General features: G+C 68.2%; 14 protein-coding genes, 1 tRNA gene and 2 pseudogenes. 9 read left to right on the forward strand and 8 right to left on the reverse strand.

The annotated features are described in order from the left end of the window. Window position 1: 1 nt before the first annotated feature. From LRD69_RS19175 to LRD69_RS19205, 7 genes are all read left to right on the forward strand, one after another. Window positions 2-1,552 (forward strand): NADH-quinone oxidoreductase subunit M, encoded by a 1,551-nt coding sequence (locus LRD69_RS19175; RefSeq protein ID WP_277329790.1) that lies wholly within the window; start codon window positions 2-4, stop codon window positions 1,550-1,552. Then, window positions 1,549-3,108 (forward strand): NADH-quinone oxidoreductase subunit N, encoded by a 1,560-nt coding sequence (locus LRD69_RS19180; RefSeq protein ID WP_277327810.1) that lies wholly within the window; start codon window positions 1,549-1,551, stop codon window positions 3,106-3,108. Before LRD69_RS19175 ends, LRD69_RS19180 begins: the two co-directional genes overlap by 4 nt. Window positions 3,109-3,215: 107 nt before the next feature. After that, window positions 3,216-3,677, forward strand: coding sequence for an MscL family protein (locus tag LRD69_RS19185; protein ID WP_277327811.1), 462 nt, complete (start codon window positions 3,216-3,218; stop codon window positions 3,675-3,677). Window positions 3,678-3,881: 204 nt separating this feature from the next. Continuing rightward, on the forward strand, window positions 3,882-4,745 hold the full coding sequence (gene htpX, locus LRD69_RS19190) for a zinc metalloprotease HtpX (protein ID WP_277327812.1): 864 nt from the start codon (window positions 3,882-3,884) through the stop codon (window positions 4,743-4,745). Then, complete coding sequence (locus LRD69_RS19195) at window positions 4,742-5,134, forward strand: YccF domain-containing protein (RefSeq protein WP_277327813.1); 393 nt, start codon at window positions 4,742-4,744, stop codon at window positions 5,132-5,134. The genes htpX and LRD69_RS19195 overlap by 4 nt, the downstream gene beginning before the upstream one ends. 118 nt (window positions 5,135-5,252) lie before the next feature. Next, window positions 5,253-5,810, forward strand: a complete 558-nt coding sequence (locus LRD69_RS19200; RefSeq protein ID WP_277327814.1) for an SMI1/KNR4 family protein — start codon at window positions 5,253-5,255, stop codon at window positions 5,808-5,810. A gap of 99 nt (window positions 5,811-5,909) precedes the next feature. Continuing rightward, on the forward strand, window positions 5,910-6,182 hold the full coding sequence (locus LRD69_RS19205) for a GlsB/YeaQ/YmgE family stress response membrane protein (protein ID WP_277327815.1): 273 nt from the start codon (window positions 5,910-5,912) through the stop codon (window positions 6,180-6,182). On the opposite strand, the gene LRD69_RS19210 is transcribed toward LRD69_RS19205, so the two are convergent. From LRD69_RS19210 to LRD69_RS19220, 3 genes are all read right to left on the reverse strand, one after another. Then, on the reverse strand, window positions 6,176-6,856 hold the full coding sequence (locus LRD69_RS19210; RefSeq protein ID WP_277329791.1) for an alpha-ketoglutarate-dependent dioxygenase AlkB: 681 nt from the start codon (window positions 6,854-6,856) through the stop codon (window positions 6,176-6,178). The genes LRD69_RS19205 and LRD69_RS19210 overlap by 7 nt on opposite strands. A gap of 63 nt (window positions 6,857-6,919) precedes the next feature. Beyond that, window positions 6,920-7,441: a methylated-DNA--[protein]-cysteine S-methyltransferase gene (locus tag LRD69_RS19215; protein ID WP_277327816.1), complete on the reverse strand. Its 522-nt coding sequence runs from the start codon at window positions 7,439-7,441 to the stop codon at window positions 6,920-6,922. Between the two features lie 168 nt (window positions 7,442-7,609). Further along, complete coding sequence (locus LRD69_RS19220; RefSeq protein ID WP_030926258.1) at window positions 7,610-8,098, reverse strand: YajQ family cyclic di-GMP-binding protein; 489 nt, start codon at window positions 8,096-8,098, stop codon at window positions 7,610-7,612. 167 nt (window positions 8,099-8,265) lie between these two features. Here LRD69_RS19220 and LRD69_RS19225 point away from each other — a divergent pair. After that, window positions 8,266-8,347, forward strand: a tRNA-Tyr gene (locus LRD69_RS19225). Between the two features lie 417 nt (window positions 8,348-8,764). Here LRD69_RS19225 and LRD69_RS19230 read toward each other — a convergent pair. Further along, window positions 8,765-8,911 (reverse strand): hypothetical protein, encoded by a 147-nt coding sequence (locus tag LRD69_RS19230; protein ID WP_277327817.1) that lies wholly within the window; start codon window positions 8,909-8,911, stop codon window positions 8,765-8,767. Window positions 8,912-9,359: 448 nt separating this feature from the next. Here LRD69_RS19230 and LRD69_RS19235 point away from each other — a divergent pair, with 448 nt between their 5' ends. Beyond that, on the forward strand, window positions 9,360-10,406 hold the full coding sequence (locus LRD69_RS19235; protein WP_277327818.1) for a PP2C family protein-serine/threonine phosphatase: 1,047 nt from the start codon (window positions 9,360-9,362) through the stop codon (window positions 10,404-10,406). 325 nt (window positions 10,407-10,731) lie between these two features. Here the strand turns inward: LRD69_RS19235 and LRD69_RS19240 are convergent, their stop codons facing one another. The 4 genes and pseudogenes from LRD69_RS19240 to LRD69_RS19250 all read right to left on the reverse strand — a co-directional run bounded on the left by LRD69_RS19240 (window position 10,732) and on the right by LRD69_RS19250 (window position 13,317). Continuing rightward, window positions 10,732-11,268: a hypothetical protein gene (locus LRD69_RS19240; RefSeq protein WP_277327819.1), complete on the reverse strand. Its 537-nt coding sequence runs from the start codon at window positions 11,266-11,268 to the stop codon at window positions 10,732-10,734. 4 nt (window positions 11,269-11,272) lie between these two features. Continuing rightward, window positions 11,273-11,445, reverse strand: a pseudogene (locus tag LRD69_RS19245) (sugar phosphate isomerase/epimerase); the annotation flags it as partial. Window positions 11,446-11,689: 244 nt separating this feature from the next. Next, window positions 11,690-11,908, reverse strand: a pseudogene (locus tag LRD69_RS31060) (site-specific integrase); the annotation flags it as partial. A 152-nt stretch (window positions 11,909-12,060) separates the two neighbouring features. Next, on the reverse strand, window positions 12,061-13,317 hold the full coding sequence (locus LRD69_RS19250; RefSeq protein ID WP_277327820.1) for a Na/Pi symporter: 1,257 nt from the start codon (window positions 13,315-13,317) through the stop codon (window positions 12,061-12,063). Between the last annotated feature and the right edge of the window lie 547 nt (window positions 13,318-13,864).

The following is a 13,864-nucleotide window of genomic DNA, read 5'->3' on the forward strand; positions in this document are numbered from 1 at the left end:
GATGCAGTTCCTTCTCGCGTTCATCGTCGTCGCCCCGCTCGTCGGAGCTGTCGCCGCCCTTTTGCCGGCCCCGCCCGGACTGAAGGGAAAGAGCCCCGACCAGGCCGTGCTCCGCCACGGCGTCACCGCCACCGGTGCGATCCTCGTCGCCGCGATCGTGCTGGCCCTCGGCTTCGACCACGACCACCCGTCGAAGATGCAGGCCACCACCGACATCAGCTGGATTCCGGCGCTCGACGTCCGCATCCACCTCGGCATCGACGGCATCTCGCTCCCCCTTCTCGTGCTGACCGCGCTGCTGACCTTCCTCTGCGCGGTCTACAGCTACGTCAAAATGCCCGACGGCCCCTCCCCTAAGGCCTTCGTCGCACTCCTTCTCGTCCTCGAGTCCGGCACCCTCGCCACCTTCGCCGTCCTCGACCTGCTGCTGTTCTTCCTGGCGTTCGAGATGGTCCTCATCCCGATGTACTTCCTCATCGCCCGCTGGGGTGGCGCACAGAGGCAGGCCGCCGCCTGGAAATTCATCCTCTACACACTGCTCGGCTCCGTGATCATGCTGCTGGGTCTGCTCCTCATCGGGCTGAACAGCGGCACCTTCGACATGGTGGCACTCGCCACTGACAACGGCCGCGGGCTCACCTCGTCCGTGCAGGTCATCGCCGTTCTCGCGATCGGCGTCGGACTCGCCGTCAAGACCCCGATGTGGCCGCTTCACAGCTGGCTGCCCGACGCCCACACCGCAGCGCCCACCGTCGGTTCGGTGCTTCTCGCGGGTGTCCTGCTCAAGATGGGCACCTACGGATTCGTCCGCATCCTGCTCCCCGTCACCCCCGACGGAATGCACACCTTCGCGCCGTACCTCGCCGCCTTCGCCGTCGCCGGGATCATCTACGGATCCCTCGCCTGCCTGGCGCTGGCCCGCCCCGGTTCCAAGGGCGACCTGAAGCGCCTGATCGCGTACTCCTCCGTCGGCCACATGGGCTTCGTCCTGCTCGGCATCGCGACCATGACCCCCACCGGCGTCAACGGCGCCCTCTTCGCCAACATCGCCCACGGCCTCATCACCGGCCTGCTGTTCTTCCTGGTCGGAGCAGTCAAGGACCGGTACGGCACCGCCGACCTCGACACTCTCTCCGGCGCCACCGGAGCCGCGCTCTACGGCCGGGCCCCCCGCCTCGGCGGCCTCCTTGCCTTCGCCGCCGTCGCCTCGCTCGGCCTGCCCGGCCTCGCCGGATTCTGGGGCGAGATGCTCACCCTGTTCGGCGCCTTCGACCCGGCCCAGGGCCTCAGCCGCCCCGCCTTCCTCACCTTCATGTCGATCGGGGCGTTCGGCACCCTGCTCACCGCCGCGTACATGCTCATCCTCGTCCGCCGCGTCTGCATGGGCGACAAGCGCGAGGAACCGCACCCGATCCCGGACATCCAGCCGTACGAATTCGCCGCCTGGACCCCGCTCGCCGCCCTCACCGTCCTCGCCGGCCTCTGGCCCGCCGCCCTCCTCGGCCTCACCGACCCGGCCGTGCAGAAGCTCCTCGCAGGAGGCAAGTCGTGACCATCGCGGCCGACAGCACCACCAGCCTCGTCCAGTCCGTCGACTGGCTCGCCATCGCACCCCCCGTGGTCGTCGCGACGGTCGCCCTGGCCATCCTGGTCGCCGACCTGTTCCTCCCCGAGGAACGCAAGCCGCTGCTCGGCTGGGCGACCATCGCCGGACTCGTCGCCTCCCTCGCCCTCCTCGTCCCGCTGCGCGACGGCAACCACGCCACTTTCTGCCTCACCACAGCGACCGGCGCCGACCAGGCCTGCAGCTACACCGCCGACCACTTCGCCCTGATCATCCAGGTCCTGGTCCTCGGCGGCGCCCTGCTCACCGCGCTCCTCTCCTTCGGCGACACCCGCCGGCTCCCCGCGGGCGAGTTCTGGTTCCTGCTGCTGTCGTCCGCAGCCGGGGCCGCGCTCCTGCCCGCCGCCCGCGACCTCGCCACCCTCGTCGTCGCCCTCGAAGTCGCCTCCCTGCCGGCCTTCGCACTCGTCGGCATCAAGCGCGACGACCGGCGCTCCTCGGAAGCGGCCCTCAAGTTCTTCCTGTCCTCCGTCGTCGCCACCGCCGTCATGCTCCTCGGCGTCAGCTTCGTCTACGCGACCACCGGCACCCTCCACCTCACGGAGCTCGCCACCCGCCTCGACGACGTCGCCGGCCCGCTCGCCACCCTCGCCATGACCGGCGTCGCGCTCACCCTCGTCGGCTTCGCCTTCAAGACCGCCGCGGCACCCTTCCACTTCTGGGTCCCCGACACCTACGTCGGCGCCCCCCTGCCGGTCGCCGCCTACCTCTCGGTCGTCGGCAAGGCAGTCGGCTTCTCCGGCCTCATCCTCGTCACCGTGATCGGCTTCCCGTCGTACGCCGACGTCTGGGGACCCGCCCTCGCCGTCGTCGCCGCACTCACCATGACCATCGGGAACGTCGCCGCCCTGCGCCAGACGGCCACCCGCGCACGCAGCGCCGTACGCCTGCTCGCCTGGTCGTCCGTCGCCCAGGCCGGCTACCTCCTCGTACCGATCGCCTCCGCCGCCTACACCGGCGACGAGCAGATCGGCTCCACCGTCGCGTACGCCCTGATGTACGGCGTCGTGAACCTCGGCGCCTTCGCGGTGGCCGCCCTCGTCGCCCGGACGAAGCCGGACAACCGTCTCTCCGACTACCGCGGCCTCTACGCCACCCGCCCCCTCGCCGCCCTCGCCATGGGCTTCTTCCTGCTCTGCCTGGCCGGCCTCCCGCCGGGCATCATCGGCCTCTTCGCCAAGGTCACGGTCTTCTCCTCGGCGGTGGACGCCGGACTCGGCTGGCTCGCCGTCGTCATGGCCGTGAACGTCGTGATCGCGCTGTACTACTACCTGCAGTGGACGGCGGCGCTGTTCCGCGGACCGGGGGAGCCCGAGGAGGCGGCGGCCCTGGCCGGCGCGGCGGGTCCGGCCCGGACCCTGAGCGTCCCCATGGCGGCGCCGGTGTCCCTCACCGCCGCGATCGCGCTCACCGCCGCCGTCGGCATCGTGCTCTCCGGCGCCCCGCAGCTGGTGCTCAGGTTCGCCGGAGTCACCCTCTTCTGACCGCGCCGCCGGCCACGCCCAAGATCCGTTTGCCCCGGGCGTGCCCCACAGGGCAGGGTCGTGCCCGCACGTCACGCATACGTACACACAGAAGAGGAGCCAGGGCAGTGCTGAACGGGTTCAAGGACTTCATCCTGCGCGGAAACGTCATCTCCATGGCTGTCGGACTCGCCGTCGGAGCCGCGTTCACCGCAGTCGTCGCCGGATTCAGCACCGCCTTCATCACACCGCTGATCGGGCTCGCCACCGGATCCGTCGGCGACTTCAGCGCCGCACAGTTCTCCGTCGAAGGCGCCATCTTCCCGTACGGGAAGTTCCTCGCGGCCGCCATCGCCTTCCTGATCACCGCCGCGGTGCTCTACTTCTGCGTCGTCGTCCCGATGACCAAGGTCCAGAACCGCTTCACGGCCGGCAAGGACCAGAAGGTCGACATCAAGGCCGCCCTGCGCGACTGCCCGCGCTGCTACACGGAGATCCCGGCCATCGCCTCCCGCTGCGCCCACTGCACCAGTGAGATCGAGCCCGACCCCCAGGCACTCGCGCTCGCCGGCATCCCCGCCCAGCGCTGACCGAACCGGTCCTTCCACCCGTACGGCCCAGTGCCTGCTCCGGCCCGCGAAGCCGGACAGGCCGCCGTACAAGGCCTGCCCCCGGCTGCGCGCACAAGGGAACTAGCGCTCCTCGCCTGGCGTTGACCAGTACAGGAGGCTCCACTGGGGAGTGGAGCATCACCAGCAAAGGGTTCCCCTGCTGCACCACTTGGAGGGCGTACCGTGCACCGCCGGCACAACGGGCTGAGAACCGCCGTACTCCTCGGGGGACTTTCAGCACTCATCATCGTCATCGGCAGCTTCTTCGGGCGCACCGGCCTGATCGTCGCCGTGCTCGTGGCACTCGGTACGAACGCCTACGCGTACTGGAACAGCGACAAGATGGCGCTGAGAGCCATGCGCGCCCGCCCGGTCAGCGAATTCGAGGCGCCGCACCTCTACCGCATCGTCCGCGAGCTCTCCACCGCGGCCCGACAGCCCATGCCGCGGCTCTACATCTCCCCGACCCCGGCACCCAACGCCTTCGCCACCGGACGCAACCCCCGCAACGCCGCGGTGTGCTGCACCGAAGGCATCCTGCAGATCCTGGACGAACGCGAACTGCGCGGTGTCCTCGGCCACGAGCTCAGCCATGTCTACAACCGCGACATCCTGATCGCCTCGGTGGCCGGAGCGCTCGCCTCCGTCGTCATGTTCCTGGTGAACTTCGCCTGGCTGATCCCGGTGGGCCGGTCCAACGACGACGAAGGCCCCGGCATCCTCGGCATGCTGCTGATCATGATCCTGGGCCCCCTCGCCGCCACCGTCATCCAACTCGCCGTCAGCCGCTCCCGCGAATACGAGGCAGACGCCTCGGGCGCGCAGCTGACGGGCGACCCACTGGCCCTCGCCAGCGCCCTGCGCAAACTCGACGCCGGAACGCAGCAGCTCCCCCTGCCGCCCGAACCGAAGATCGAAACCGCGAGCCACATGATGATCGCGAACCCGTTCCGCCGCGGCCAGGGCCTGTCGAGAATGTTCGCCACACACCCGCCGATGGCGGAGCGCATCGCCCGACTCGAGCAGATGGCAGGTCGTCGCCCATGAAGACAGTCCTGAACGTCATATGGCTGGTGCTGTGCGGCTTCTGGATGTTCCTCGCCTACATAGCCGCAGGCATCCTGCTCTGCATCACCATCATCGGCATCCCGTTCGGCCTCGCGGCCTTCCGTATCGGCGTCTACGCCCTCTGGCCGTTCGGCCACACCGTCGTCGACCGCCCGGACGCCGGCGCACCCTCCTTCATCGGCAACATCCTCTGGCTCATCCTTGCCGGCTGGTGGCTCGCCCTCGGCCACATCACCACCGGCATCGCCCTCTGCCTCACCATCATCGGGATCCCCCTCGGCATCGCCAACTTCAAGCTGATCCCGGTTTCCCTGATGCCCCTGGGCAAGCAGATCGTCAGCACGGACCAGCCCTTCGCCGGACGGTGACGCGGCACGGACCGGGCACAGAGGAGACCGGGGGAGCGAAGCCGGGCCCGCGTCGCCGCAGACCGCTCCGCAGGTCCTCCACCGGCGCGCTGTCAGTGCCGTCGTCCACCATGAACCCATGGACGACACGGAGCAGTTGCTGACAGCCGTCGAGAAGAGGGCGCACGCCGCCCCGCACCGGGAGAAGTACCCCCTTCCGGCAGCGCTGTCCACCGAGGACGTCACCCATGCCGAGGCGGCCCTCGGATTCCCCCTGCCGCCCCTGCTCGCCGCCCTCTACACGCGCATCGCCAACGGCGGCTTCGGCCCGGAATACGGACTGCTGCACCTCACCGGCGGACCCGCCCCCGACGGGGAGCAGTCCGTGATCGCCCAGTACCTCGCCCACCGCCGGCCCGCGAGCGAGGACGGGCAGTGGCCATGGCCGAAAGGCGTACTGCCGATATGCAGCCTCGGCTGCGGCATGTACAGCTGCGTGGACTGCCGCAACGACCGCACCACCGTCCTCCTCTACGAACCCAACGCCGACGACCCGCACCACGCCTGGTACATCGACCAACTCGATCTCGCCGGCTGGCTGCGCACCTGGCTCGACGGAACGGGCTGGTACGGAGAGGACCCCGACGACGAAGCGCTGGAGATGCAACCCTGGCCGGACTACAACGCCCGCATATGAACCGCCTGTGACCTGCCGCTCCTTCTGTCCGATCGGCAACCGCCCGGACCCGTGCGGCGTCCTGGATTACATAACCAGGCGAAGGGCAGGTTCCACGACATGAGCATCATCGGTTGGATCATTCTCGGACTGCTGGCCGGAGCGATCGCGAAGGTCCTGCTTCCCGGCCGCGACCCGGGTGGGTTGATCGGCACCACCGTCATCGGCATCATCGGCGCCTTCATCGGCGGCTGGATATCGTCGCGCTTCCTCGACCGGCCCATCTCGAACGACTTCTACGACACCGCGACGTGGATCTCCGCCATCGGCGGCTCACTGGTCCTGCTCATCGTCTACCGGCTGCTCTTCGGCAACTCGCGGGAACGTCACTGACGTCCGCCCGCACCCGGACCGCCCAGCCCGGTCTCACGCAACGTCACATTGAGCCGGCCACGGCTCAGACCCGTCGCAGGATCGGCCGTCCCCGGGCGGACCTTCGGCACACCATGAAACGCAAAGCGTGACGCCCCGCCGAACACGAACAGATCGCCCGAGGCCAGCTCCACATCCGTGTACGGCCGTCCACGGCCCTCCGTATTGCCGAAACGGAAGACGCACGTATCACCGACGCTCAGCGACACGATCGGGGCAGGGGACCGCTCCTCCTTGTCCTGATGCATGCCCATCCTTGCCGCACCGTCATAGAAATTGACCGCCGCGGCATCCGGCGCATACGACCCGACCGGGTAGGCGTCCCCGTATGCCTCGATCAGTGCCGCCCGCCCCAACTCCGCCAGCCACTCCGGAAAGTCGGCGACCCGGGCGCCGTTCACGTCGTCCGCCGTACGCGCATAGCGATACGGCTGCCAGTGCCAGCCGACACTCACCGACTGCACGGACATCACCCCACCACCCGGCAGCACCGTGTGCCGCAGCGGCACGGGCCCCTGCGCCCACTCCCGGCATGCCTCGACCAGATCCCGCTGACGGTCCACCGACAGCCAATCCGGCACATGGACCGCACCCGGTGCGACAACGGCCCGCGGTCTGGGGAAGAGCCCGATCATGCGCGACACCGCCCTTCGGTACAGACAGCCTTTTCAGAGCGCGCCCGTGCAGTACGCCGCCCCTCAGCGGCCCAGCAGGGCGCCTTCCAGTCCCAGGAGCCGCTCCTTGCGCTCCAGACCGCCCGCATAGCCCCGCAACGCCCCGTCCGCACCGATCACCCGGTGGCACGGGCGCACCACCAGCAGCGGATTGCGCCCGATCGCCGTGCCCACGGCCCGCACCCCTGCCCCCGGCGTACCGATCCGCTCGGCGATCTGTCCGTACGACACCGTCTCCCCGTACGGAATGGCGTCCAGCGCGCCCCAGACCCGGCGCTGGAACTCCGTGCCCTGCCCCTCCACGTACGGGATGTCGAACCGAGTCAGCCGGCCCTCGAAGTACGCCCGCAACTGGTCCGCGATCCCCGCGTAGGACTCCGGCGCGGGGATCCAGCCCTCCTGGACGACCGCGGCACCCTTCTGACCCGGCAAGGAGAGCGAGGCGAGCGCCACACCGGCCGCCGCCCCGTCGGCGCCGGCGGTTGATTCCTCGCCGACCAGCAGCAGTTGGCCCAACGGGCTGTCCACCGTCGCGTACAAGGTCATCGGGGGTCCCTCTCTTCTCCGTACCGGCGACGCATCACCGAGCCGAATGAATCGCTCGAATCGCCTGATTTCGTCGTCCTGTACGGACAAGTCTGCGCCTGGCCCGCCCCACACGACCGGCGGTATTCGGACCTCACATCCGGGGTGCGGGGCGGACGGCCGGAAAACCTACCGGTAGTTCACGAACTGCACGGCGAAGTCGAAGTCCTGGCCCTTCAGCAGCGCCTGCACGGCCTGCAGATCGTCCCGGCTCTTCGAGCTGACCCGCAGCTCGTCGCCCTGGACCTGCGCCTTGACGCCCTTCGGGCCCTCATCGCGAATGATCTTCGCCACCTTCTTGGCGTTCTCCTGGGAGATGCCTTCCTCGATCGTGGCGAAGATCTTGTACTCCTTGCCGGACAGTTGCGGCTCGCCCGCGTCCAGCGACTTCAGCGAGATGCCCCGCTTGATCAGCTTGGACTGGAAGATGTCGAGGATCGCCTTCACGCGCTCCTCGCCGTTCGCCTCCATCAGGATCTTCTCGCCGGACCAGGAGATCGAGGCGCCCGTGCCCTTGAAGTCGTAGCGCTGCGAGATCTCCTTGGCGGCCTGGTTGAGGGCGTTGTCGACCTCCTGCCGCTCGACCTTCGAGACGATGTCGAAACTGGAGTCGGCCATGACGTGTGGCTCCTTGCGTCGTATGCGGTGGGGTACGGAGCAAAGCCTAGCCACCGCCGACCGCCCGGGGCACGGCTCAATGAGGTGGCGGAGCACCCTAGGTCATCAGGTATTGTTTACGTCGTCGCCAAGGAGATCCTCAAACGGACTTCCGAGGCGTCGTTCGAGGCGGTGTGCCCGAGTGGCCAAAGGGAGCAGACTGTAAATCTGCCGGCTCAGCCTACCCAGGTTCGAACCCTGGCGCCGCCACACGAACAGAAGGGTCTGTGACCAGCGGAAACGTTGGTCACAGACCCTTTCGCTTTGGGCAGGCTTGAAAGTTCGTTATGGGGCTTTTGTCTCATCTTGTCGCGTCAGATCTCGCGTGGTGACCAGCTTGTGTGGGGCAGCGTTCAGCCGGCTACCTTCCGCCCCGCAGCGTCTCTTCGATCCGGGCGTTCGCCGTCGCCGCGGCACCATCCAGACACTTGGCGTAGACCCGAAGAACGCCACCGAGCGGCGGCCCCTGGCGCTTTGCGTCCGCACGGCATCGAGCAGCGCGAGCGCCTGTCGAGGGTCAGGCACCGTCGCGGGGTCCAGCCCCTCTTCCACCTGCATGGAACATGCGTGTCGCGAGGCTCGCCAAACTCGACGGCCGCTGCCTCACCACCGAGGTCGCTGGCGGCCTCAGGCGATTCCCACGCCCCGCGCATACAGGGCGACTCGTCCGGCGTAAACACGCTCGGTGTTCGGCGAGCAGCCCCGGGCGCGCAGCGAAGCGAAGTAGGCCACCACCTCCGTCTGCAGACCGTAGGTCCGGGTATCGACCACCACCCACCGCGTTGTGCCCATTGCCGGAGAGACAGCCCGCTGCCCCACATGGATCCGCAAGGCGGCAGCCACCTGTCTGATGGGGTGTGACATACCGCTGTTGGCGTAATGGGCAGGTTGGACCGTCTGGCAGCGACAGGCTGTATGTCTTGGTCACGGCCGTGTCGGGAGCCCGTGTGTACAGCTCGCGTGAGTGGACCTTTGAGCGCATCCGTCGTGATCGCCGGTTGGGCCCGATGGTCTCGGGACGGACGCCGGCCCAGCGGTACAAGGTGTCGTGCAATGTGGCGACGGCGCTTGCGCATCCGGTGCCGACCAACCTCTACCTGCTGCCACCGCAGCCAGGGGACCAGTGGTGAGGCGGGATGGCCACCGCCGGGGAGGGGACGGTGGACGGCCGGCCCCGACAGAGGTCAGCAACGACCTCGAGGCGCCGTCTGCGCCGACGTGGATGCGCTGGCTGCCGGCAGCCTGGATCGCGCTCGTCATCGTCCTTAGTGTCCTGTGGTCCTCCAACTGGGCAGTCGGTTTCCTGCTGATCGTCCTGCCCGCCCTCGCCGCCTACGCTCTCGGCCCTCTCCTTGTCGCCGCGTCCACCGTCGTCGCCATCGTGCTGGAAGCCATCCTGGCCAGCGGCCACCACCATCTGTTCGACGACCACCACATCGCCGTCTACATCGCCACCGCCCTGGTCGGCATCACCGCCATCGCACTGGCCACCCGCCGCCAGCGCCAAGAACACCATCTGATCCGCGCCAACTCGGTGGCCGAAGCCATGATGCGCACCCTGCTGCGCCCCCTGCCGCGCCAGGTCGGGCACGTGCTGGTCGCCGGCCTCTACAAGCCCAGCGAAGTCGGCACCATGGTCGGCGGCGACCTCTACGACATCCGCGCCACCAAGGCCGGCGAGCGCGCCATCATCGGCGACGTGCGCGGCAAAGGACTTCAAGCCGTATGCATCGTCGCCGACATTCTCGGTGCCTTCCGTGAGGCCGCGTACGACCTCGGCGACCTGGCGGCCGTCGCGGTCCGGATGGAACGCCGCCTGATCCACGAGGCCGAAGAGATCTCCGACGACGAACTCTTCGTCACCGCCGCCCTGGTCGAATACGACGCTCTCGCCCACCAGATCACGATCATCAACCATGGGCACATCGATCCCATCCTGATCTCACGAGGCGAGGTGACCGCGCTGACCGGGCCGCCCGCCCTCCCGCTCGGCCTGAGCACTCTGGACGGCGAACGCCCCGGCGCCCATACCCACCGCTTCACCCACGGCGACGTGCTGTTGCTGGTCACCGACGGCATCGTCGAGGCCCGCAATGCTGCCGGGGCCTTCTACCCCCTCCTCAGTCGGCTCCGCCACCGGTTCGGCGGCCAACCCGCCCCTGGCCCCGCCGACGTCGTCGACTTCCTCAACACCGACCTGCCCCGCCACACCCGGCAGCTCCACGACGACGTCGCCATCCTCGCCATCGGCCCCCACGAACACCTCTAGGACGTGTGTCGGAGTACGTGCGGACACCCCCGAACGGGCGTTTCGGGTGGGGTCGGGAGGCCCAACAGATCCTGGCACGGGCGTACCCCGACGGGGGGTCTGGTGGACGGATACGTCCTGCAGCACCTAGACGCGCGGCGCGTCCGCGACTATCGCCGGTGATAAGGGCTTTGGGGCATCGGTGGGGCGGGCGCATGCGCTCCGCGTGTTTGCCCAGGTCACCCTGCGCGTGGGGTGCGGGCTCTGAATCTGCAGGTCAGGCTTCTCGAAGCACGTGTGGGGCCTTGCTGACCTGTTCAAAAGCGCCGATGGCGACGGCGAGCCGTCAGGGGCTGCCGGGGCCGGCCGCTGCCACGGCCTCCGCCGCCACCCGCCGCAGCCCACGCTGGGTAATCCAGCTGTTCTTCCCGCCGGCCAGGTACGCCACGGCACGGCCCACCCATTCCGGGTCGCCGAGGAGATATGGCTTTCCCTCGTCGATGAGCTGCCGCAGCAGAAACTCCAGCCGGAGGGCGTCCACCGCCCGGTACGGGCGCGCGTGCTGGTCGAAGCGCAGCTGGTAGTCCTCGTACGGGTGGCGCAGCGTCATGTGCATCCAGCCGCCGTCGCGCCCGGCGACCATTCCCTTCAGCGTGTACTTGCCCCTGCTGTTTGTGTTCCAGGAGTGCTTGCCCCAGGTGATCCAGACGCCAGTCATGATCCTGGACCACGGGATCAACGGTCCCTCGGAGGCCGGCTCGCATTGGTAGAGCCCGTCCGGGCGGAACTCCACCCAATGGGTGTCCGGTCGCGTGGCGTCCCCGACTCCCCAATGACCGCCGGCCAGTTCCAACGGTCCCAGGAATGTACCGTCCTCCACCATCTGGTCATTGAATCACGTGTTCTACGAACTGTTGTGTTGTCTCCGCCGGCACCTCCCGTCTGTGCCGTGCCCACAACTCCTCGTTGAACAAATCCACTTCGATGGGGCCGATGTAGCCGGCCGCCACGTCCCCCATCCGCTGCCGCATGTCGACCGCGCGTCGTTGATCTGGCCGCGTCTGGTGAGCTGACGACCTTCGCCTTACAAGCTCAAGCCGTCGCCCCATCGGCTGGACAGCGGGTGACAAGCCGAAGCAGTGGCTCTGTGGGGTGGGCGTGGGGCGTGTTATATGCCCGTTCCGATTCCTACTGGTCGCGCTGGTTGAGTCGCGCGGACTGCAAATCTGCCGGCTCAGCCCACCCAGGTTCGAACCCTGGCGCTGCCACAGGACGGGAAAACCTCGCTGACCTGCTGACACAGCAGTGATCGAGCCTTGCAGGGCCCGTAGTTCGGAGGTGGGTAGGCCCTTGTCGTCGTCGGACTGCTCACCGCGCCGAACGGCCGCCATCAGCTCCGAACGGCGCCCGTCGGCCTGAGCCTTGAGCTTGTAGCTCTTGGAATGCTTGCGCTGCCCGACCACCCGGCGCACCCGATAGAGCTTGGGGTGGTCCGGGCGCACCTCGATCGCGTAGAGGCGCACGTCGTACGTAAGGGGCGCGACTCTCCAGGAACAGGCCGAGGGCCCGCCGTATCGACGGACCCTCGGGTGCGTGCATTGCTTCGGGTCAGGCGGCAGCGCGCTGCTCGCAGAGGGGCACTGAGTCCTCACGGGTTCCGCCGTCGGACGCCGTATCAGAGCACGCCCACCAGCACGATGACCAGGGCGGGCAGTGCGATGAAGACGGTGCCGAGGTAGACGGCGAGGACCCACCGGCGCTCGGAGGCGATGCGGGCGAGGTTCTCGGCGCAGAACAGCGGCACGGGGCGCAGGAGCGGTAGCACGTAGATCACGACGATCGCGAAGAGGTTGTAGATCAGATGCACGAAGGCTGCCTGCAGGCCGATCTTCGCGTCCTGTCCGACGCCTGCGAACGCCGCGAAGACCACTGTGAACGTTGTGCCGAGGTTGGAGCCGATGACGACGGGATACACCTGCGCCGGTGTCAGGATGCCTGCTCCGGCGAAGGGGACCAGCACGGACGTGGTGATGGTCGAGGACTGGGTGACGACGGTTACCCCCATGCCTGACGCCATGGCGAGGTAGGCGTTGCGGCCGACAGCCTTGATCAGAATGTCGCGGGCCCTGCCGACCATGAGCAGTTTGAGCAGCTTTCCCAGGTAGCGGACGGCGACCAGGATCAGCGCGGCGCCGATCACGATGGTGAACAGCGGGCCGAGTGTGCTGCTGACGTGCGAGGTCGCGTGGATCACTCCGTGTTCCACCGGTCCGGTGGCCGCCCGGATGAAGTTGAAGTGGGCCGGATTCGGCAGCCAGTCCGTGCCGTACAGCGCATTGGTCAACGTCCCGCTGATGTGCTTCAGCGGATGCCAGATCAGCTCGATCGGGAAGAAGATCAGCAGCGCGAGCCAGTTGTAGAAGTCATGGACGGTCGAGGCGCCCAGCGCCCTGCGGAACTCTGTGCGGTCGCCGATGAAGGTCAGTGCGACCAGGCTCGTCGTCACGGTGGTGCCGACGTTCGCGCCCAGAATGATGGGGATCGCGCCCTGGATGGGCAACGCGCCCGACCCTACGGCGGTGACAGCGATGGCCGTCGTCGTGGTCGACGACTGGATCAGGACCGTACCGAGGACGCCGACGCTCAGCCCGACCCACGGGTGCGCGGCGAAGGCGAACATGGTGTGCGCCGCGTCGCTGCCCAGCCCCGCGAAGCCGCGACTGATGATGCTCACGGCACAGATCAGCAGGTAGATCAGCCCAGCGACACCGCACCAGCCGAGGGCTTTGGTCCATACGGGGAGCTGGATGGCTCCGGCGCCGCTCTCGGTCGCGGGGGCCGTGAGCGCCGAGCCGCCGGAAAGGGTTCGCCCGGAGACGTCCCCCTTTTTGTGGCTGTTGTCCGGCCCGCTGTCGGATGTGGCTTCCGCCATGAACCAAGGCTACGAGCTCCTGACGAGGGGCGCGCGTGGCTGAGCGCCGTACGTGTGCAACGGACGGCTGGTGCCGTCAGCGACTGCGGTTTGTCCTGGCCCGACGCCAGGTGGCCATGGTCGGGCTCGCCCCTTTGTGGGCCCCGGCCGCATGTTGGTGGGCCCGCGCGATCGTGGATCCACCGGCACCGCCCGAGCCAGGTCCCCGTCGGCCTGGGCCATCAGCGCGGTGAACAGCCGCTCCCACGTGCCGTCGACGGCCCACATCCGCAGCTGGTTGTAGACGCCTCAAGAACTTCCTTGTAGCCCTCGCCCACCGTGCCGCCGCTGTGCACGACCAGAGCCGTCAGTGGCGGATCACCTCGTCTGTGGGCTTCGCGGACCACCTTCCCCAGGACCCAGCCAATCCAGTACTGCAAGGGCGCCCGGGTGTGGATGCCGGACCGCTCTTGAACCTCCGTTCCTGGTTCCTTGTAGGTGATGACCGCGTGGTAGGTGCGCGCCACACCGAGCAGTACCGAGTAGGCCTCTTGCGCCCACCTCTCGC

The organism is Streptomyces sp. JH14, assembly GCF_029428675.1.
Classification (GTDB): Bacteria; Actinomycetota; Actinomycetes; order Streptomycetales; family Streptomycetaceae; genus Streptomyces.

Coding starts and splice junctions, on each gene's coding strand:
- LRD69_RS19175 (WP_277329790.1), top strand. CDS start 2: ATGCAGTTCCTTCTCGCGTTCATCGTCGTCGCCCCGCTCGTCGGAGCT.
- LRD69_RS19195 (WP_277327813.1), top strand. CDS start 4,742: ATGAAGACAGTCCTGAACGTCATATGGCTGGTGCTGTGCGGCTTCTGG.
- LRD69_RS19200 (WP_277327814.1), top strand. CDS start 5,253: ATGGACGACACGGAGCAGTTGCTGACAGCCGTCGAGAAGAGGGCGCAC.
- LRD69_RS19205 (WP_277327815.1), top strand. CDS start 5,910: ATGAGCATCATCGGTTGGATCATTCTCGGACTGCTGGCCGGAGCGATC.
- LRD69_RS19210 (WP_277329791.1), bottom strand. CDS start 6,856: ATGATCGGGCTCTTCCCCAGACCGCGGGCCGTTGTCGCACCGGGTGCG.
- LRD69_RS19215 (WP_277327816.1), bottom strand. CDS start 7,441: ATGACCTTGTACGCGACGGTGGACAGCCCGTTGGGCCAACTGCTGCTG.
- LRD69_RS19220 (WP_030926258.1), bottom strand. CDS start 8,098: ATGGCCGACTCCAGTTTCGACATCGTCTCGAAGGTCGAGCGGCAGGAG.
- LRD69_RS19235 (WP_277327818.1), top strand. CDS start 9,360: ATGCGCTGGCTGCCGGCAGCCTGGATCGCGCTCGTCATCGTCCTTAGT.
- LRD69_RS19240 (WP_277327819.1), bottom strand. CDS start 11,268: ATGGTGGAGGACGGTACATTCCTGGGACCGTTGGAACTGGCCGGCGGT.
- LRD69_RS19250 (WP_277327820.1), bottom strand. CDS start 13,317: ATGGCGGAAGCCACATCCGACAGCGGGCCGGACAACAGCCACAAAAAG.